At 37.9% G+C, this 21,902-nt stretch carries 14 protein-coding genes; 12 read left to right on the top strand and 2 right to left on the bottom strand.

The window, feature by feature from the left end:
• Window positions 1–55: 55 nt before the first annotated feature.
• Both HMPREF9075_RS04175 and HMPREF9075_RS12810 read right to left on the bottom strand, forming a co-directional pair.
• Window positions 56–5,098 carry a hypothetical protein gene (locus tag HMPREF9075_RS04175; protein ID WP_009415262.1) on the bottom strand — a complete coding sequence of 1,681 codons (5,043 nt, stop codon included), beginning with the start codon at window positions 5,096–5,098 and terminating at the stop codon, window positions 56–58.
• A 279-nt stretch (window positions 5,099–5,377) separates the two neighbouring features.
• On the bottom strand, window positions 5,378–5,629 hold the full coding sequence (locus HMPREF9075_RS12810) for a hypothetical protein (protein WP_157049219.1): 252 nt from the start codon (window positions 5,627–5,629) through the stop codon (window positions 5,378–5,380).
• Window positions 5,630–5,821: 192 nt separating this feature from the next.
• Between HMPREF9075_RS12810 and HMPREF9075_RS04165 the strand changes: the two genes are divergently transcribed.
• The 12 genes from HMPREF9075_RS04165 to HMPREF9075_RS04110 all read left to right on the top strand — a co-directional run bounded on the left by HMPREF9075_RS04165 (window position 5,822) and on the right by HMPREF9075_RS04110 (window position 21,899).
• A complete protein-coding gene (locus HMPREF9075_RS04165) occupies window positions 5,822–6,343 on the top strand; it encodes an RNA polymerase sigma factor (protein ID WP_034556795.1) in 522 nt (173 codons plus the stop codon).
• The gene (locus HMPREF9075_RS04160; RefSeq protein ID WP_009415259.1) at window positions 6,330–6,995 is read left to right on the top strand and encodes a hypothetical protein; all 666 of its coding nucleotides are present in this window, start codon (window positions 6,330–6,332) and stop codon (window positions 6,993–6,995) included. Before HMPREF9075_RS04165 ends, HMPREF9075_RS04160 begins: the two co-directional genes overlap by 14 nt.
• Before the next feature lie 45 nt (window positions 6,996–7,040).
• On the top strand, window positions 7,041–8,081 hold the full coding sequence (locus tag HMPREF9075_RS04155; protein ID WP_009415258.1) for a hypothetical protein: 1,041 nt from the start codon (window positions 7,041–7,043) through the stop codon (window positions 8,079–8,081).
• 209 nt (window positions 8,082–8,290) lie between these two features.
• Window positions 8,291–8,863, top strand: a complete 573-nt coding sequence (locus HMPREF9075_RS04150) for a hypothetical protein (RefSeq protein ID WP_009415256.1) — start codon at window positions 8,291–8,293, stop codon at window positions 8,861–8,863.
• A 97-nt stretch (window positions 8,864–8,960) separates the two neighbouring features.
• Window positions 8,961–13,199 carry an alpha-glucan family phosphorylase gene (gene glgP / locus HMPREF9075_RS04145; RefSeq protein ID WP_009415255.1) on the top strand — a complete coding sequence of 1,413 codons (4,239 nt, stop codon included), beginning with the start codon at window positions 8,961–8,963 and terminating at the stop codon, window positions 13,197–13,199.
• A gap of 189 nt (window positions 13,200–13,388) precedes the next feature.
• Window positions 13,389–14,753 carry an OmpA family protein gene (locus tag HMPREF9075_RS04140; RefSeq protein ID WP_009415254.1) on the top strand — a complete coding sequence of 455 codons (1,365 nt, stop codon included), beginning with the start codon at window positions 13,389–13,391 and terminating at the stop codon, window positions 14,751–14,753.
• Window positions 14,754–14,852: 99 nt separating this feature from the next.
• Window positions 14,853–16,634 (top strand): excinuclease ABC subunit UvrC, encoded by a 1,782-nt coding sequence (gene uvrC / locus HMPREF9075_RS04135; protein WP_009415253.1) that lies wholly within the window; start codon window positions 14,853–14,855, stop codon window positions 16,632–16,634.
• Window positions 16,635–16,678: 44 nt separating this feature from the next.
• Window positions 16,679–17,656 carry a DUF438 domain-containing protein gene (locus tag HMPREF9075_RS04130; protein WP_009415252.1) on the top strand — a complete coding sequence of 326 codons (978 nt, stop codon included), beginning with the start codon at window positions 16,679–16,681 and terminating at the stop codon, window positions 17,654–17,656.
• Window positions 17,656–18,357 (top strand): bifunctional 2-polyprenyl-6-hydroxyphenol methylase/3-demethylubiquinol 3-O-methyltransferase UbiG, encoded by a 702-nt coding sequence (locus tag HMPREF9075_RS04125; RefSeq protein WP_009415251.1) that lies wholly within the window; start codon window positions 17,656–17,658, stop codon window positions 18,355–18,357. The genes HMPREF9075_RS04130 and HMPREF9075_RS04125 overlap by 1 nt, the downstream gene beginning before the upstream one ends.
• A 200-nt stretch (window positions 18,358–18,557) precedes the next feature.
• The gene (trpS, locus tag HMPREF9075_RS04120; RefSeq protein WP_009415250.1) at window positions 18,558–19,526 is read left to right on the top strand and encodes a tryptophan--tRNA ligase; all 969 of its coding nucleotides are present in this window, start codon (window positions 18,558–18,560) and stop codon (window positions 19,524–19,526) included.
• A gap of 1 nt (window position 19,527) precedes the next feature.
• Window positions 19,528–20,487 (top strand): Gfo/Idh/MocA family protein, encoded by a 960-nt coding sequence (locus tag HMPREF9075_RS04115; RefSeq protein ID WP_009415249.1) that lies wholly within the window; start codon window positions 19,528–19,530, stop codon window positions 20,485–20,487.
• On the top strand, window positions 20,484–21,899 hold the full coding sequence (locus HMPREF9075_RS04110; protein WP_009415248.1) for an SPOR domain-containing protein: 1,416 nt from the start codon (window positions 20,484–20,486) through the stop codon (window positions 21,897–21,899). The genes HMPREF9075_RS04115 and HMPREF9075_RS04110 overlap by 4 nt, the downstream gene beginning before the upstream one ends.
• The last annotated feature ends 3 nt before the right edge of the window (window positions 21,900–21,902 follow it).

Raw genomic sequence — 21,902 nt, 5'->3', positions numbered from 1 at the left:
TTTTTAGTGTAAACCTATTTCAGGATATGACAAGAGAGTTCCTTCTACTCGCAGTTTACTTAATGCTTTTATACGTAATTACATTTTCTCTAAATAAATATGCTTCTGACGAACCAAAATCAACCATCCTATTTAAAATCCAAACATAATCGTCAATTAGTTTTTTGTCGTTTTTGATTATTGAAATGTGGTTATAGTATAGTCGTTTTATCAACCTTTCTGCAGAAGGATATAGTAATGCAACGGTAGTGTCGGCTTCCGATTTGAATATATCAACTAACCAACTTATTGATTCTGGAAGAAAAGTCTTTTCGCCAACAGTTGAGAATACGTTAAGAATCGAAGTCGCTTTGTACTTCCCTAAATCCTTTACCATTGATTGATAAAAATCTCTTTTGTTTTCAAGAGGTCTCCAATGAGTAGAGATTTCTTTCCACTTTATATCAAGAAAAAGGATTGCAAGAAAATATTGCTTACCACTCACCTTGATTTTATCAAAAAAATATTGCCATAATACCCAAAAGTTTGTAATAAGCTTTTGGTTTAAATATTCTTCAGTCGAATTAGCAATAATATCGTCTAATTTGTATATTACAAACTCTGGTACTTTTGAAGAAAATTCAAATAGATCATCTGTTCTTCTAAGATTAGGCAATTCAATTTGATAGGTTGGGTCTATGATTAAATCTAGAACAGATTTAGATAATTCACTATTTGCTTTTAAAAGAAGTTCAGCCAAATAGAATTCCACGTAAAGAACTGATTCTGAATGAATTTGTCTCTTTTCTTTGTTGCGATTGTATGAATAATTTTCCTCGTGTTGCAAATCAGTAGTTAGTAAAGGAATAAAATGTTTGATGAAAGATTCAAAATCTTTATCTGCTGTGTCGTATGGCGTAATTACAAAAGCTCTTGCAAGTAAATATCCCTCACACTTTTCTAAACTAATTTCTGAAAGGTCAAACTTTAAATTCTTATTGGATGAAATTTGTTGAACAAATTTTTCTTCCTTGTCTAAACTATCTTTATCTTGGTGTCTATGAAATTTAGGATTAGCTTTTTTGTAACAAGCATACTTAATGAGACCAAGCCAAACTCTTTTTGCTTCATTAGGAAATTGTTTGAAAAATACTTCTCTAAAGTATTGTATGATTTTGTCAAATTCGTGGTAGTGGAATGGTGCGAATAGCACATAAATCATTGTAGCTATTATACCGTTTTTATCTTCTTCGCTATCAACATTTTGCAAAAGCAAATGGAAAGAAGATAAAGCAATATCTTTTTCCATTATGTAGATGCTCATATTAAGGCCATAACCTCTGTTAAATGTATCTTGTAGGATAGAAACTATTGCATCAGTAATTATTTCTATACACTTTGTTTTTTGCTCTTCATTTATGTTTGTTGAAAAATCTCTCAGTCCTAATACAGCTAACGTAATTGGTCTGTCATAAAGGATATTTAAGGATTTTGATGAAGAATATTGCTCATAGCAAGATAACCAAGATGAAAAATCAATAGTTTCTTTCTTTTCGTAAGTTTTTAAAAGTTGTCCTGAAATATTCAAAGACTTTGTATCTGCTTCAAAACTTTCTTTATTGAATTCAATAAACTTTACAACTTCATCATCGTATTCAGGTTGAATAGGAAAACCACCAAGTTTTTCATCATATTCTCTAACTTTATGGTTTCTGATGTCCATTTCAATTAAATTCTTTTTCCATATAACATCTTTACCATCATATTGTGCTTTTAGTTTGTCAATTATTTGGTGAATTTCTTTGTTTAATTTTCTAACATTAAATTGATAGTCTAAAATAAAATCTCGAAGCCCTCTTTGATATTTTTTTCTATGTGGAAGTTGATTTGATTCAAAACGCTCTTTTTGTGCAAATGAAATACGTCCATCCATTGGGGCAAACACTGAGTTTTCTTGAAGTGCTCGACTTAAATCCCACTCATAAAATTCCTTGACAGACAATAATGGCAACATCGCTTCTTCAACTTCTTCGGGATAAGCAATAGCAACGCTCGTTAAAACCGCTATTGGAGCAACATTATTGCTGTTTTTAATAACATAATCAAATATAAACTTCAAGTTTTTTTTGCTTACATCTGTTTTTTGTTTTCCCATTTCTAAAAGGAACTTTTCAAAACTCATCAGCAAAGATTCCAAAGCATAATTCGTAACGCTTAAACCTCTGTATGCCGCCCACAATTCCCAATCTGCCCATTTTTCTACTACAGTTCCGTCATTAAGTTCGATTTCTATTTGAGAAATGTTGTGCTTGTGTTCGCAAGAAGCCTTTACATAAAATTCAACTGAGTAGTTTATAAAATCAATGATGAATTTCATCCCAATACTAGGATGAATCCACAATAAATTGTAAAAAGGCGTTTTGTAAATTCCCGAAGGGAAAAAAGAATGTCTATCTCTTATTCCCCAACATTCCTCATCACTCAAAGAGTGTCCTGATATAAAACTAATTTCATTTGGATAATCAGATTCTTTTGTTGGTATATATTTCCAATTTTTCCAAGCTGTTTCAATAATCAATTCAGGCAATTCTTTTATCAAACGCTGGTTTCCTATACCTGAAAGACAATTTTCAATTACATTTTCATAAAAAGAATTTAATCTCCAAGATTCCCGATTTTCTTTCTTGGTAAATGCTCTTGCAATAAGTTGTTTAATTTCTTCCTTTGAAATTGAAGCCAAGCCAAATAAAATTAAAATCAAGGTTGATGATTTACCTTTGGCATTTTCTTCTTGCCAAAATTCTTTTTCTTCTTCAACTTCTTTCAAATAGGTTAGGACAATAGATTTTGCCGCCTCTAATTCTGCGTTTTCAATTTTTTTGTATTGAAAAAGTAATCGGTAATACCAATCAGTGAGAAAATTGAGTATTGAAAGTTTTATTGATTCTAATTGACTATTGTTCTTTTTCGTAAAAAACAATGCTTCTTTCCAACCCGAACCAATCGGCAAAAGCAAATTGCTGTTGTTCGTTTTTGGGTCGCTTTCTTTGCAGCAAGTTTTTATGATATGCAAACATCTATTGAAGAAAACAGAGTTGTCTTCAAGAAGTTCTTTCTCAAAAGAAGTAAAAAATGAATTACTGTTTTCTGACTTAAATACAGCTACCAACAATTCATCTGCCCAATATTTTTCAATAGTTTGGTCAGCAATTGTTACCTTGATCAGTTCATTTATTTTACCGTTGTTGTCAATTAAATAGTCTTCCACCCAAAGACGAAATGCGCGTCTGATAGCTGGCTCGTTTCCTAAATTGCTAAAAAAATCTTTTGGATTTGGAAAGTCTTCAAACTTTGAAGAAACATATTTTACTAATGCCCAATCTTCTAAAATATCGTGAGTAGGAGAATACTTCCTGTTGTTGTTTTCCTGAAATACAATTTCATCATTTTCTAAACAGGCTATGGCCTCTGCATCAGACTTATCGGGTTTAGTAAAGAGTTTCATTTCTCTTGCTCTCTTTACTGCAATTTCTTTAAAAGCTTCTTCACGTTTAATTGGAAGTCCATTTTTCGTGTTGGTAGAATCTACAACTAATGAGTTCCATAACTTGTCCTTAAATTCTGTCAGCGAAACATTAGCATAATCATCGTTTGTTTTACTGATTGCTAAGATTGAGAAATCCAGATATTTTGGACTTTGCAACAACTTTTTGACTTTGTCGTTTTTTAAAACACTATTTAACTGCGGAAACTTTTCAGCTACAAATTTTAACTCTTCTTCATTAAGGGTTGGAATGTCAATTATACATATATTGTCTTTATCAATACCAAATTTTAATGTAATTAAATCAATCGCATATTTCCGTGACGAAGCAATTAATTTAATTTCTGGGTGCTCTTTAAGTAACGCTAATAACTGTTTAAAGGCACATTCAGGGTCTGCTTCCAATAGCTTTTCCAAGCTATCAACGAAAATAATTTTTTCAGGAATGAGGGAGATACATGAGAAAATATCTTGTATTGTTTCATTTACCCCTTGACTTGAGAAAACATTGGCGAGCGTAGATTCATTGAATTGGTCTGCTCTGAAAACAAACACACTTGCATTAGGATAATCTTTTTCAAGGATCTCTTTGATTTCAGCTGATTTCCCAACTCCAGGTTTTCCTGTCACAATCGTTAGTTGGAAATTACTTAGACCTACTAAAATTTTTTCTCTTAATTCTGATCGTTGTAAATGAAATTTGTTTTCTCCTTTTCCAATATAAGTTTTTATTGGTCGTAAAATCTCATTGCTGTCTGATTTAAGTTTTTCAACGGCTTTGAAGTATGAAGTTAAATGTGTGTTATCAAAATGCTGAAAGAAATCTTTATCTCTAATACTTTCAAGTGTCACACTTCCACCATTTGGATTAAGCGTAGCAGCATAAGCAAAAATACTGTCCCAAATTTCTTTTTCGGTTGCTGCCGATTTTTTGTTTTTACTGAGCTTAATCAGATTGAGAAAATATGTTTTATCAATACTCCCTTCGTTTAGGAAATCATATTCCAAAACATCAACACATTTCAAAAACTCCCAAAGTTCTTTATCTGTCAAATATGTATTATTATTCGCTTCTTTTAGCACCTCACGAAAAACATCTAATCGGTCTTTCTTTCCTCTTATCCTGTTTACTTCGGTAATAAAATCTGCTTCTGTTGCGTGATTTTTTGCCCAATTAAAGAGTGATTTAAGATGATTTCTTTCATCTTTAGTTAAACCATTCTTTACTATAATAAGTTTATCTTTTGATTTGTCAAAAATTGAAGTATTATTATAGTCTTTCCAAAAAGCATTAATTACCTCTTTGAATATTCCATTATCAACAGTAAATGATATGTCGTGTTTTACCTGAATCAATACACGATGTTCACCACTTGCTGATTTTGCCGTAACCATAAAATCATCAGTTTCATAGCCTCTGTTAGTTACTTGTAGTGCAACCTCCGATAATTCACCAGAATCAAGACATGGAGCATTACCATGAATAATAAGAGTTGTAAGAAACGCCGTTTGAACGAGTTGTTCAAAGTTTGTCCCACCTCCTCCTTTTTGAAATACGCTTCCTTTTTGTGACATATTAAGTTATTCCTTTAGTATCCTCCCCATTTTAGACAACAGTTTGGTGTTTATTTTACTATTACAAACGTACTTATTTTGCGCCAATTCCACCCAATAAGGCAAAAATAGTTTGCTTCCCTAAAAATATGATTTCGGACTAGGCACCTAAATTACAAGGTTCTGCGATTAGATGCAGGTCGTATAGGACACTCACTATTTCAGTTGCAAAAGTAACACTTTTCGTGGAAAAGTGAGCGTTCTTTCATGTTTTTCTTCTTGTAAGAGAAAGAAAAACGATTACAGCTGTTGTGAGCGGTTGCGATGAATGAGTTGTTGCCACTTCTGCTCACACCAATCTAGGACAGACAGACCATTGATGGTGAGGACGGGCTGACGCTTCTCATTGGTCGTTATACAGAGTTCAGCATTCTCTTCTGTGAAGTTACGTTTGTACATTCCTGAATATACATCGGCAGTACCATGTACCGCTACCTGCTTTTGGTGCATTCTGACAAAGGTGTCGTCATCAAAACCTATCTTGCAGAGCATCAGACGGATATTGAGCAAGAGGTAGAAACTGCGGAAGAAACGCAGGATATGACAACATAATAAAAGTTTAATTCTTATTTAATAGCGTATAACTCCTAACTCCTGCAAAAGTACAAAAATAATTTAATATATTTGCCCACACTTTACAACCTTTCTGTTTTTTTTTCGTTTTATATAATAAACAATAGTAATATCCAAGATTCTGAGTTCATAAACAAACTAAAGTGCAACGACCCATTGGCACAAAAGCAACTGTACGACCGTTATGCAGCTGCCCTGCTAAGCGTATGCCGTCTGTATATCAAAGATGCCCATTTTGCCGAAGATGCCCTACTCAAAGCCTTCTACAAAATATTCACCCATATACAGCAATACAAGCCACAACAAAAACTATACGCTTGGATGCGCCGTATTACCGTCAATGAGTGCATCGATTTTTTGCGTAGCAAGCAGCAAAAACTCATCTATAGCGATTGGAACGACAATTACGATACCATTGACGATAGTACCTTAGACGAAGCCTCCTATCAAGAAGCACAAATACAAGCCTTTATCAATCAGCTTCCCGAAGGCAGTCGTATGGTTTTCAACCTTTATGTGTTTGAAGACTACACACACAAGCAGATAGCCCAAACACTTGGTATTAGCGAAGGAACCTCAAAATCCCAATTAGCGTATGCTAAAAAAATGCTCAAAAAATATGTGGAAAGATAAAATAAAAAACCTATTTGCTCATCGTCAGTTACCACCATCACCCGATTTGTGGACACGATTAGAGCAACAATTAGCTGCCGAAACCCGCAAAGCAGCCCCCGTGCCCACTAAAAAAATACGTTGGTACTACTATGCCGCTGCCGCAGCTGTGCTCATCGCCATAAGCATTTGCAGTCTCAATGAGCGGCAAGTAACCGATGTATCCCAAGAAATAGTATTTCAGCAGCAAAATATTAATAATGTTTGCAAAACCAACACACCAAGCCCTTTGCCTACAAGCAACCCCACCCCACCCCCCAATTTCAACAAACCCCATAGCAATGTTGTCAAAGCCAATAGCCAAGTCCATACCCCCCCAAGCACCCCCATTCCCCCAGTAGCCACCGCTATCCCTCCATTAGCTAGCGCAGACCCCACTACCGACCCTACCCCTCATAACACCAATTTTTCAGATGAAAATACACACTTAGTAGCCAGTTTAGATACCAGCCTTCTCACCGAAGAAGAGCTAGTAGAAATCGTAGCTACCAATCTCAATAATTCACAGCCAACTAATGCCCCCGTACCCCCCACACAAATAACCCATCTCAAAGCCCATCTCAAAAAATACTTAGAAGAAAAATACAACAAATGGTTAGCCCTTAGTCGTTAGTAAGCCATTTATTACATATTGTTAAACTCATAAATTAATTAAAATATGAAATCTTATTTATTTTTGGCATTACTCTTTACAATAGGAGTCGCCTCAGCACAAAAAAACTATTATCAGCAGATAGAACAATCCAAAAAAGTGATAGATTCTATCGTAAAAACCGAAAAAAAAGCCCTATCAATCGAGCTAAAAACACTTGATGAGCAGTTTGCAGACAAAAAAATATCAGAAGAGCAGCTCCAAACCCTCAAAAAAGAAGCCACCAACCAATCAAAAATTCGTATTGCCGACAAAACCAAAGAGGAAACCGACAAACTTTCAGAACTCGTACGCCAGCAGCTGCTCAGTCACGATACAGAGCCTATCCCCCCTACCTCCTCATACGAGCCCTGCATAATTAAGCGTATCGATAGCTGGCTAAGCGCCACCTCCGATAGTCTTAGCAAGCCACAGCGCACCACCAGTTATCCCGTCTATTCATTAGGGTTTCACAATCTCAAGCAAGGCAACCATTTCAGCAACAACTATTTCAGGACAAACTATTCCAACTCCTTAGAAATAGGCTTTTTAATGAACACCCGTTTGCTGAAAAACAACAACTTATTGCACCTCACCTATGGTACCTCACTTTTAGTGAATACCCTACGAATGAAAGGAAACACCTATTACGTAATTGATGACAATATTACTAAAATAATGCCCTACCCCAAAGAAGTAACCCTATCCAAATTTAAAACACATTATATGATAGTCCCCCTAAATTTAGAATTTGATTTTACCAAGCCAGTCGAAAAGAAAGGAAAAACCTATTATCCTTTTGCCGAAAGTTTCCGTTTCGGAGTAGGAGGCTATATAGGCGTATTATGGACACCCAAGCAAAAAATAAAGTATAACGAGCAAGGCGGCAAAGTAAAAGATGTAGCCTTCAAGAACTTCAATGTCAATGAATTCATATACGGCGTATCCGCACACATAGGATACAAATCGTGCCTGCTTTACGCCCGTTACAATTTAGTACCCCTATTCAAAAGCAATCCTATCAATGAATACCCTTATAGTATAGGTATCAGGTTCGAGGTATTTTAATAAAACTACCGAACCCCAAAAACATAGTGCGAGCTCACAGACCTAATTTCCTGTGCAGCTCGCACTCCTATCAATTCAAAATTCATAATTCTTCTCAGCGAAGGTTGAGCGAAGGATAAGCGAAGGATAAGCGAAGGTTGAGCGAAGGATAAGACAGCCTGTGCGGCTCGCACCGAAGGATAATATCGACATAATTCCTATAATTCAAAATGAAGAATAAGACCCTATATTTACTTATATTTTTATATAATACTTTACTTTATTCCCAACAAGATACTATCACTGTACAAGAAAGTGATATTATTACTGTTGAAAAAGATATATATACTCACAATCCAAGAACAGGAGTTTACAGTACAAAATATTATGCTTTAAAAGGAAGTGTAGATTCTTTAAAAGGATTTTATAAAATAGTTAAAGACAACAACCATTTTTATACTTGCTATTTTGAAAAAGGTATAAAATCTTTAAATAAAGAACCCTTTTATAATGTTGTAAAATATTATGAAAAGGATAAAGATTCTTCTGCTTATAAAGTCTATAAGATAGATGTATATTTTCCTTATTTTCTTTCTAATAATAGTTATTACACAACTGATACTTTTGATTGTAAGGCAAAAAAAATTATAATCAATCAAATTGATATTTGGTCAAATCAAATAATGAGAACTTTCTATGTGAAACAAAGAATAAAAAAAAATAGTTTAGAATGGATTTTTAAAGGAAAATCATCAGGAACTATTTCTTTTCCTAAGAAGGAAATTTGTGAACCTTTTAAATAGATATGCCAATTTATTTTTTAGATAAAATAGTACCAATTCAAAAAATAATTGTATCTTTGTCGCTGATTTTACTAACTAACAACTAAACTAACAAATAATGAGCGAAAAAAAATTAAACCCCGACTATGTATTCGAAACCAGTTGGGAAGTTTGCAACAAGGTAGGTGGCATCTATACCGTAATTGCTACCAAAGTGCCAAGCATTGCCAAAAAATTCAGGAGCAAATACATCCTCATAGGTCCCGATATTTGGCAGCACACCGAAAATAAAGAATTTGTAGAAAATCCAAACCTCTTTAAGTCTTGGAGAACTAAAGCCGCTGCCGAAGGATTACGCATACGCGTAGGTAATTGGAAAATCGAAGGAGAACCCATCGTTATATTAGTAGATTTCTCACACTACGTGAGCAATAAAAACGAAATACTACGATTCTATTGGGACGCCTACAAGCTCGACTCTTTCGGTAGTTCTTGGGATTATGTAGAGTCTATGCTATTCGGTTACGCCGCAGGTAAAGTAATCGAAAGCTTTGTCAAATTCAATACCGCTTCTCGCGAAAACGTCATTTGCCACTTCCACGAGTGGATGACTGCCAGCGGATTGCTATACCTTGAAAATACAATGCCCAAAATAGGTTCCGTATTCACCACCCACGCTACCGTATTAGGGCGCGCTATCGCTGGTAACGGATACCCCCTATATAACGAAATCAAAAACTACAACCCAAAAGATATGGCTTATAAGCTTGGCGTGCAACACAAGCATTTTGTAGAACGACAAGCAGCCAAAACAGCCGACTGTTTTACTACCGTTAGCGAAATTACAGCTCAAGAAGCCTACCACTTCCTCGGCAGAAGAACAGATATGATTACCCCCAACGGCTTCGACGATAAAATAATACCTGCTCCCAAAGAGCTCGCCAAAAAACGTACAGAAGCCAAAAGCAAACTCATTGCAGTAGCCGAAGCACTTATCGCCGAACCCATAGGTCAAAATACCAAAATAGTAGCTATCAGTGGCAGGTACGAGTTCCACAACAAAGGAATCGATGCTTTTATTGATGCTTTGGGCGTGCTAAACCGCAATACCAAAAACAAAGAAAATGTTCTAGCTTATATCCTAATCCCTACAGGGCACGATGCCCCACACCAAGGATTGCTAAACAACCTCGCCAATCCAGAACAAAAAATAGCAAACGAGCAAAAACACCTTACCCACATATTGCCCGATGTATATCACGACCAAATAATGAACCGTATATACGAGCAAAAACTCTTCAACGGCAAAAATGACAAGGTAAAAGTAGTTTTCTGCCCAAGCTATCTCAACGGAAACGATGGCGTGTTCAACCTATCTTATTACGACCTACTCACAGGGATAGACGGCACCGTATTCCCTTCTTATTACGAGCCTTGGGGCTATACACCATTAGAAAGCTTAGCCTTCTCAGTACCCACTATCACCACCTCATTAGCAGGCTTTGGCAAATGGGTCAATAGCTATTACCCCAGCGAGCAAAACGCCATTCAAGTAGTAGAACGCAACGACAGCAACTATGGCGATGTAGTAGCAGCCATAGTTAAAAATATTACCGACCTGCTAGCCATTAGCAACGCCGATTTAGATAAGCAACGCAAGCAAGCAAACGAGGTATCGCAAATAGCACTCTGGAAAAACCTAGTGCAACATTACATCAAAGCATACGAATTAACGTTAGAAAATATAGAAGACAGAGTAGAAAAACTGCCGTTTGTGCAAACAGATGGCTTAGCCTATTTAGAGAAAATGAAGGTAGTAAACACCCCAAATTGGCGTAGTGTGATTATACATCGCGCTATCCCCGAAGCCCTACAACCGCTTGAAGAATTATCAAAAAACCTTTGGTGGTGCTGGAATGATGAGGCTTACGAAGTATTCAAATATGTAGATAGCGAAAAATGGATAGAAGTACGCAAAAACCCTATCGCATTGCTCGACAGTATCTCACTAAAACGCTATAAAGAGCTTGAACAAGACAGCACCTTTATGCGAAACTTGTCAAAAGTATATGCCGATTTCCAAGCATATATGGCTAAAAAAGCCGAAATGACAAGCCCTTCAGTATCCTATTTTAGTATGGAATACGGCTTGCATTCATCACTGAAAATCTATTCAGGTGGTTTAGGTATCCTTGCAGGCGATTACCTCAAAGAAGCCAGCGACAAAGCTACTAAAATTACAGGGGTAGGTCTCTTGTATCGTTACGGATACTTTACACAAAAATTATCATCTGCTGGTAACCAAGAAGCCGATTACGAAGCACAAGACTTCTCCAAAATCCCCGTTTCACCAGTGTTTGATGCCGAAGGAAAATGGATTATCGTATCCTTACCTTTGCCACACCGCACTCTTTACGCTCGCGTATGGCGCGTGGATGTAGGACGTATCGAACTCTACTTGTTGGATACCGATTTTGAAAACAACCGCGAAGACGACCGCTCTATCACTCACCACCTCTATGGAGGTAACTGGGAAAACCGCCTAAAACAAGAAATGCTACTCGGCTTAGGAGGTATCCAAATGTTGCGCAAATTAGGCATCAATAGCGATGTATATCACTGCAACGAAGGGCACGCTGCCTTTATAGGATTAGAACGCCTTAGCGAATATATAGAAAAAGACCACCTTTCATTCTCCGAAGCTATGGAGGTAGTACGCGCTTCATCGCTATTCACCACCCACACCCCTGTACCTGCAGGGCACGATGCCTTCGAAGAAGGACTATTACGCGCCTACCTCGGTAATTATACCGAAAGATTGCACGTGAATTGGGAACAAATATTAGCTTTAGGAAAAATAAACCTCGCCGACCCTCACGAAAAATTCTCAATGAGCAACTTGGCTGCCAACCTATCACAAGAGGTTAATGGCGTAAGCTGGCTACACGGCGAAGTAAGCAAAGATATCCTCAAAGACCTATGGCCTGGCTATATGCCCGAAGAACTACACATTAGCTATGTAACCAATGGCGTACACCAGCCCACTTGGACAGCTGGCTTGTGGAAAGATGTAGAAAACGAAGTCTTTGGTAAAGACTATCAAACACACCATTACGACCCTAAAGGATTTGAAGGTATTTACAAAGTATCCGACAAACGCGTATGGGAAATCAAAAATGCTTTGCGCTCAAAACTATTGCGCCGCATAGAGCAAAAATTGAGATTAGAGAAAAATACACCTTATTTTTCACCTCGACAATTAGTTGAAATTAAAGAAAACCTACGCGAAGACATCCTTACAATTGGTTTTGCAAGACGTTTCGCTACCTACAAACGCGCTCACTTGCTATTCACCAATATAGAGCGTTTGGATAGAATTGTCAACAACCCCGAACGCCCCGTACAATTCGTATTCGCAGGTAAAGCTCACCCCGCCGACAAAGCAGGACAAGACCTTATCAAAAATATTGTTGAAATATCAAAACTACCTCAGTTTTTAGGTAAAATCCTCTTTATTCCAAACTACGATATGGAGCTCGCTCGCCATATGGTACAAGGAGTAGACGTTTGGATGAATACCCCAACCCGTCCACTCGAAGCCTCTGGTACTAGTGGTGAAAAAGCTGCAATGAATGGTGTAATGCACTTTAGCGTGTTAGACGGATGGTGGGTAGAAGGTTATCGCGAAGATGCAGGTTGGGCACTCCCTATGGAACGCGCTTACGAAAACCAACAATACCAAAACGAAATGGATGCCGAAATGATTTACAACATCATAGAAGATGAGATTGCTCCCATCTTCTACGACAAAAACAAAGAAGGTATCTCAACTCGCTGGTGTGCACTTATCAAAAATACAATTGCCAAAGTAGCTGTTAATTTTACAACTACTCGTATGCTCACCGACTATGAAAACCAATATTATTACCCAATGACCGAGCGCGTAAACAAACTGAAAGACAACGAGTTTGCTATCGCTATACAGTTGGCAGATTGGAAACGCAAGGTAACCCAAGAATGGGATAATATCAAAGTGTTGGATATCAGAGTGCCTAATCGCAACGAGCAACTTATCTCTATTGGTAAAACCTACAAAGGTGAAGTTGATTTGGAAGTTGGCGAATTGAGCCCTGAAGATGTAGGCGTAGAATTGGTAGTAGCCGAACACAAAGACGATAAGCTCAAAGTACTTTCAAAAACAGAGTTCCCATTAGTACATACAGAGGGCAACAAAGGTACTTATCGCTTAGAAATTGCTTCAGAATACCCTGGAGCTTTGCAGTTGGCTATTCGTATTTTCCCTAAAAATAGTTTATTGCCTCACCGTCAGGATTTCGCCTTAGTAAAATGGTTGTAATGTAGTAATGTATTTATTATCAGCGAAATAGATAGAAAAAGGGGGATAGCAATACCCCCTTTGCAAAAGGTAGTACAAGGCAATAATAATATTGTTAATAAAAAAAATAATGTTAAAATAGCAGTAGGTATAAAAATATTGACTATATTTGCCGCAAATTTTAAATAGTAATTAAATTCATTTTTAAGTATGAAGAAAATCAAAGTAACTTTATTTGCTTTGGCTGCTGCTTTCACAGTAGGAGCACAAGCACAGGATGAAAACAATCCTTGGCAGATAGGATTTGGAGTAAATGCTGTGGACGTTCGTACTCCAATGGATTTTGGAGGTGTATTGAAAGACTGGGCAGGTCCTTCTGATTGGAATATCCTACCTGCAGTTTCTCGTCTTTCAGTAGGACGCCACCTTGGTAAAGGTTTCTCTGTTGAGTTAGCTGGGTCTTTAAACAAAATCGAAAAAGGTTTTGGTTACAACAAAGATCTTGGTAACAAAGTAGACAAATCTTTCTGGGCTGTAGATTTAGGCGTACAATACCACCTAAATACCCTTTGGAGCGGCGCAAGATGGTTCGACCCTTACGCTCAAGTAGGTGGTGGTTATGGTGCAATCGATAACGAAGGTAAATTCCGCGTTCTTGCAGGAGGTGGTGTTAACTTCTGGTTTACCGAAAACATCGGTATCAACTTGCAATCAGCTTATCACCCAACAATGAAAAGCAAGTCAGAAGAAAACTATTTCCAACATTCAGCAGGTATCACTATCAAATTTGGTAAAAAAGATAGCGACAAAGATGGTATCGCTGATAAAGATGATGCTTGTCCAGATGTAGCTGGTCTTAAAGAATTCAATGGTTGCCCTGATACTGATGGTGATGGTGTGCCAGATAAAGATGACCAATGCCCAGATGTAGCTGGTCTTAAAGAATTCAACGGTTGCCCTGATACTGACGGTGATGGTATTCAAGATAAAGACGATGAGTGCCCTGAAGTAGCTGGTCTTAAAGAATTTAATGGTTGCCCTGACACTGATGGTGATGGTGTAGCTGATAAAGATGACAAATGTCCAGATGAAAAAGGTCCTAAAGAAAATAACGGTTGCCCTTGGCCAGATAGAGATGGTGACGGTGTTCTTGACAAAGATGACGAATGTCCAGACCAAAAAGGTACCGTAGCTAACAATGGTTGCCCTGAAGTGACTCAAGAAGACCAAAAGAAATTGAACGAATTTGCTAAAGCTATCTTGTTCGATCTTGGTAAAGCTACTATCAAACCACAATCAGCAGAAACTCTAGATAACATCGTTAAGGTTCTTAACGACTTCAAAAATGCTAAGTTCTCTGTAGAAGGTTATACTGATAGCACTGGTAACAAAGCTAAAAATATAAAATTATCTGAAGAAAGAGCTTACTCAGTTAAGGCTTACTTAGTAGAGAAAGGTATCAATCCTGCTCGTCTTTCTGCTAAAGGTTTTGGTCCTGAAAATCCAATCGCAGACAACAAAACTAAGAAAGGTAGAGAACTTAATCGCCGCGTTGAAATCAACTTGGTAAAATAATTTATGATGTGATGATTTTTTAATAATCATATGAAAAGGATTTTTTTGTGCGAAAGGTTACCACAGCGGTAACCTTTCGTTTTTCTAAAATCATAAGCATTGAGCATAGATATTCAACTCCAAACACTACCAACCTCACCAGGGGTATATCAATTTTATGATGATACCAATACGCTTATATATGTAGGAAAGGCTATCAACCTGAAAAAACGGGTGTCTTCCTATTTTCATAAAGAGCATACCAATGCCAAAACTCGCGTATTGGTAAAGAAAATTGTGCGTATAGAGCATATTGTAGTAAATACCGAAAGCGATGCGCTATTGTTAGAAAATAACCTCATAAAAAAATACCAACCTCGCTATAATATACTACTCAAAGACGATAAAAGTTACCCTTGGATATGTGTCAAAAAAGAACGTTTTCCTCGTGTGTTCTCAACAAGAAGAGTTGTTAAAGACGGGTCGCTCTACTTTGGCCCTTACACCAATATGAAAACGGTACATACCCTTTTAGAGCTTATAAAAGAACTATTCCCTCTGCGCAATTGTACTTACGACTTGTCGCCCCAAAATATAGCCAATCACAAGTTTAAAGTCTGTTTAGAATACCACCTGAAAAACTGCAAAGGTGCTTGTGAAGGATTGCAAACTGAAGAAGATTACAATGCAAATATACAGCAGATAGTAGAAATTCTTAAAGGGAATTTTAAAGATACTCTAAAAAGCTTTAGAGAAGAAATGATGCAGTATGCCGCCGATATGCGCTTTGAAGAGGCACAACTCATCAAGAAAAAGATAGAAAGCTTAGAACATTATCAGGCTAAATCTACCATTGTGAGTAGCAAAATTAGCAATGTAGATGTTTTTTCAATTGTTTCTGATGAAGAATATGGTTATGTAAACTTTTTGCAGGTGGCATATGGTGCTATAGTACGGGCTCATACTATTGAAATAAAGAAAAAATTGGAAGAAACTGATAGAGAACTGCTCGAAATGGCAATTGTAGAACTCCGCGAGCGTTTCTTTTCTACTTCCAAAGAAATTATATTACCCTTTGAAGTTACCTTGCAAGAGGGATTGCAAGCCACAATACCTAAATTGGGAGAAAAGAAACAACTGTTAGACCTTTCTGAACGCAATGCAAAACACTTCAGGCAAGACCGTTTCAAACAAGAAAAAATCATAGACCCCGAAAGGCATACCAATCGTATCCTGACGCAAATGCAACGCGATTTGCACCTATCAGTGCCCCCAGTGCATATAGAGTGTTTTGATAACTCTAACATTCAGGGTACAAACCCTGTATCGGCTTGTGTGGTGTTTAAGAATGCTAAACCAAGCAAGAAAGATTATAGGCACTTTAATGTAAAAACAGTAGAGGGGCCTAACGATTTTGCCTCAATGGAGGAAGCGGTTTTTAGGCGCTATAGGCGTATGCTGGACGAGCAACAGCCACTACCACAACTTATCATTATAGATGGGGGTAAAGGACAATTGTCATCAGCACTAAAGGCGTTGGAACAATTAGAGTTACGAGGCAAAATAGCTATCATTGGCATCGCAAAGCGTTTAGAAGAAATTTACTTTCCCGAAGATAGTGTACCACTCTATTTAGACAAACGCTCCGAAACGCTCCGCATCATTCAGCAGCTGCGCGATGAGGCTCACCGCTTTGGGATTACATTCCACAGGCAAAAACGCAGCAAATCGGCTATTACTTCTGAACTGGATAATGTAGAAGGGATAGGCAGTAAAACAAAAGAATCATTGTTACAGCACTTTAAATCGGTAAAACGAATACAAGAAGCCTCATTAGAGGAGCTACAACAGGTAGCTGGCTTTAGGGGCAAAAAGGTATATGAATATTTTCATAATGCCTAATTTATAATTATTTTGTATATTTGCACTTTAAAAATAAAAGTTTAATGGAACAAACATTACCTATAGGGCACCCAGTGCATACCTATATGCTTGAGGCTGAACTCATCTACGACCTTATGGACGAGTTACTAAGCATAGACCCTCACACTGATTATCAAAAATTTTACAACGTATTCAATCACTTATCAACAGTTGAAAAACACTTTGCTCGCAAAGAAAATCAGCTGTTTCCCTTCTTAGAATTGCGTGGCTGGACAAACCCTTCGCAAAATATGTGGTCGTTTCACGACACTATTCGCGATATATTCCGCTTGGTGCGTAAAAATTTGGAGGAAAAAGATTATGACCAAGCACAAATAAATGTTCGTTATATACAGGACAACTTAGGGCGTTTGCTGAATGTAGAAGCTAATATCTTGTTCCCCAATGCTCTAAAAATTCTTACTGAAGAGGATTGGATAGAGATGCGCAAAGGAGAGGAAGAAATAGGATGGATGCTAAAAGAAGCACCAGCTCCTTATCCTAATAATGAAGCAGGGGCAGAAGGAGCTCCTGCCTACGTGCACCCTTCAATGGACACTGAGCGCCGTACCGATGTAACTTTTGACGAAAAAGCGGCTCATTACGATGAAGGCTATATGACTATAGAACAGGTAAATTTGCTACTGAAAACCTTACCTATAGATATTACTTTTGTAGATGAACACGACCGCGTAATTTTTTATAATAGGGGCGAGGAACGTGTCTTCCCACGCAGTGCTGGAATTATAGGGCGCGAGGTGAAGTTTTGCCACCCGCCAAAAAGCGTAGGAACTGTATTGAAAATAGTGGAAAATTTCCGCGCAGGTACTCAAAACGAGGCTAATTTCTGGTTCAACTATCGCGGTAGGCTTATCTATGTTCGTTACTTTGCGGTGCGCGACAAAGATAAAAACTACAAGGGTGTGATAGAAATGTCGCAAGATATTACCGATATTAAAACCATTGAAGGCGAACGAAGACTCTTGGAATGGGATAACTAATGAAAGATTTATTCGGACAAGCTATATTAGATTATCAGCAGGGGCAATATACTGAAGACCTGAAAACCGAAACGAGTATTTCGGAAGAAGATGTATTGCCCTTGCCTTATCTGTTTCGCGATTATGCACAAATGCCCCTATTAGAACAACAAGCACTACAAATGGCTCGTGGTAGGGTGTTGGATGTAGGCTGCGGTGCAGGTTCACACGCTCTTTATTTACAAAATGAGCGAGGCTTAGAAGTAACAGCTATTGATTTGTCGGCAAAAGCTATAGAAGTGTGTCAGTTGCGTGGCATCCGCTCAGCAAGGGTGCAAAATGTATTAGATACTTCTGAAAAATACGATACGCTATTGCTGCTGATGAATGGTGCAGGAATGTGTGGCAGATTAAAAAAGATGCCTGCCTTTTTTGCCCACCTCAAAACTTTGTTGAATGAAGGCGGACAAATACTTACTGATTCGTCTGATATTATTTATATGTTTGACCAAAACCCCGATGGCAGCTATGATGTGCCTTTATACGGCGATTACTACGGTGAATTGGAATATACAGTGAAGTACAAAGGCAAACGCGAAAAACCTTTCAATTGGCTTTATGTAGATTACAACACGTTGCAAAACGTAGCCCACGCAGTTGGGTTACAATGCGAATTAGTAGCGCAAGGGGAGCATTACGACTATTTGGCACGCTTGTTTTAGAGTAAAAAACTTGTGTGTTATGCTCTTTGGTAAAGTGCAAGATTTGCCAAAGAGGAAAAATATCATTAATCTTCAACTCTTAATGAAATGTTAATTGTTGGTTGTAGATTGTAGAATGGCAAAAAAATTGTATTTTTGCAGTTGATAGGGGGAGTATTCCTCAATCATTAATAATACATTAAATATAAAAAACAGAGGTAATGGCAAGAATATTAACAGGCATACAGAGTACAGGGACACCTCATTTGGGAAATATATTGGGGGCAATACGCCCAGCAGTGCAAATGGCAAGCGACCCTGCCAATGAGTCGTTTTTGTTTATAGCTGATATGCACTCACTTACGCAAATAAAAGACGGCGACTTGTTGCGCACAAATACTTATAGCGTAGCTGCTACGTGGTTGGCTTTAGGTATAGACCCTAATAAAGTAACTTTTTATAGGCAAAGCGATGTGCCACAGGTAACTGAACTCAATTGGTACTTGAGCTGTTTCTTTCCTTACCAACGACTTACGTTAGCCCACTCGTTTAAAGATAAAATGGACTATCTGCAGGATGTGAATGCGGGGCTTTTTACTTACCCAATGCTAATGGCTGCCGATATATTGCTATACGATGCCGAAGTGGTGCCTGTAGGTAAAGACCAATTGCAACACCTTGAAATTACACGTGATGTGGCTGCGCGTTTCAATCACCAAATGGGCGAAACATTTGTGCTTCCGCAAGCTAAAATAGAGGAAAACGTGATGATTATACCAGGTACTGATGGTGAGAAAATGAGCAAATCTCGCAATAATTTTATCAATATATTCTTACCCGAAAAGCAATTGCGTAAGCAAATAATGGCAATACAAACAGATAGTACACCACTGGAAGCTCCTAAAGACCCTGATACTTGTAATGTATTGCGATTGTATAGACTATTGGCTACTAACGAGCAGGTAAAAACTATAGAAGACGCTTACCGAGCAGGAGGTTATGGCTTTGGAAATGCTAAACAAGCTCTTTACGAACTGATTTTAGAACAATTTGCTACAGCGCGTGAGCGTTATCATTACTATATGAATAATTTGGGTGAGCTTGATGAAATCCTCAAAGAGGGAGCCACTAAAGCTCAAACTGTGGCAAGCGAAACTTTACGCCGTGTGCGTACCAAATTGGGATACTAATATGAAACTGAAAGCTGGCGTTTTAGGCGCAGGACATTTAGGGAAAATACATCTTCGGTTATTGGCTCAATCGGAGAAATACGAATTGGTGGGCTTTTACGATAGCGATGCCGACAATGCTCAACAAGTGAGTGAAACTTTTGGCTATCATAGGTTTGACACGATGGAAGAGCTCATTGCGGCTTGTGATGTAGTAGATGTGGTAACCCCCACGCTACACCATTACGAATGTGCCGAAAAGATTATCAAGGCAGGCAAACATCTGTTTATTGAAAAACCTATTGCTACTACCGTAGAAGAAGCCGAAAAAATGATAGCACTTGCAGAGGCTTATGGAGTACTTGGACAGGTGGGGCACGTAGAGCGTTTCAACCCTGCTTTTACAGCGGTGAAAGACCTCATTCACCAACCTATGTTTATAGAAGCGCACCGGTTGGCAGAATTTAACCCCCGTGGTACGGATGTGCCTGTAGTGCTCGACCTAATGATACACGATATAGATGTTATATTGAGCGTTGTAAAAAGCCCTGTGAAACACATTGCTGCCAGCAGTGCAATGGTCATCAGCCATTCGCCTGATATTACCAACGCTCGCTTGGAGTTTGAAAATGGTTGTGTAGCAAACATAACAGCGAGTCGAATATCGATGAAAAATATGCGAAAAACGCGATTTTTCCAAAAAGATGCTTACATATCAGTAGATTTTTTAGAAAAAAAAGTAGAGGTGGTAAGAATGAAAGAGGCTCCTGCAGTACCTAACGACTTTGATATGGTACTGCAAAATGCAGAAGGTGAACGCCGTCAGATTTACTTTGAATATCCTGAAGTGCAATCTAACAATGCTATTTTAGACGAGCTTGAGAGCTTTGCCGATGCTATTAATAACGATACAGTTCCAAAAGTTACAATGCAGCAAGGCACTGAGGCTCTTAGAATAGCCAAAAAAATATTGAGTTTATGAAACAGCTATTAACATTATTGGCAATTGCCCTGTTGGTAACAATACCTCTGAAAGCTCAGAACAACACTGAGTTTAAAATTAGATATGAGACGTTTATCAAAGGGGATATAAAAATCATTGGTAATAATATTCTGAACCGCAAAGAAAAAGGTGCAAGCCCCAATGTGCCCTATAACGATCGTACCCAAAAAGCGAAATTGAACGATGAGTTTGATATGCAATACATTGACATAGATAATGACCCTACTACATTCTCATCGAGTAGTGCAAATTTTAGCTTTGATGGTACCGGAGGGAAGGTTGCTTATGCAGGCTTGTACTGGTCGGCTACTTATCCTTACAATAGTGGTGTACTGCGCGGGACTAAAAATGTAGCTACTGATGCTACCCGCGACAACGCATCGATGGTAAAACTAAAAACTCCTGATAGCAATAGTTATGTAACGGTGGATGGCGAATTGATATTTGACGGCATTAATGACCCTCAGCTTAAGAATTCGGCTCCGTATGTGTATTATGCGAATGTTACTACACTATTGGCTAATTCTAATCACGTAACAGGCGACTATACAGTGGCAAATGTAAAAGCTGCCTTAGGGCAGGTGGAAGGAGGTTCTACTGCAGGATGGGCTTTGGTAATTGTGTATGAAAACCCCGATAGCAATGTAAAGAAAATTATTACTTACGATGGGTTCTCGGCAATTACGAATGAGGCTTCAAAAACATTTTCGTTCAAAGGATTTAAAACTCCTGAAGAGGGTGATTTTAAAACCCGTATAATGGGGGTTACCCTTGAGGGCGACTTCAATATGATGGGCGATAACGTATCGATTACAATACCTGAAAGTGGCAAAACAGTTTCGTTGGAGAGCAAATTGCGCCCTGCACAAAACTTTTTTAACAGTACAATCAATATCAATGATGATTTTGTAACAGGACGTACTCCTGCGAGTGAAAATACGCTGGGTTTTGATATTTTTAGATTGGATATTAAAAATCCAAATCAAGAGTTGATACCTAATAATGCTACTTCATTGGATTTGAACTATACGCGCAGCCGCGACCGTTATTATTTGTACTTAACAGCTTTGGAGATAGAGAACAACCCCAAAGAAATTACGCAGTTATACCGAAGCACACGTGTAACAAAACTTACAGCTAAGGATACCGAACAGGGGTATTATGTGATTGTAGGGGTGTTCTTAAATATCAATAATGTGGAAAAACGGGTGGAAGAGATGAAAAACTGGGGCTATGAAGCTAAAGTGTATTACAATAAAGACCAAGTACTGAACTTTATATACGTGGATAGGTTTCATAAGTATGAAGATGCAATGAAAAAAGTAGATGAAATACGACAAAATACCGAAATCCCCGACCCTTGGATATTGGATGTAGCAAATTATGAATAGAGC

The organism is Capnocytophaga sp. oral taxon 332 str. F0381 (genome assembly GCF_000318275.2).
In the GTDB taxonomy this organism is placed as follows: Bacteria; Bacteroidota; Bacteroidia; order Flavobacteriales; family Flavobacteriaceae; genus Capnocytophaga; species Capnocytophaga bilenii.
The sequence above is the reverse complement of the archived record's forward strand: the minus strand, read 5'-3'. Positions and strand labels throughout refer to the sequence as shown.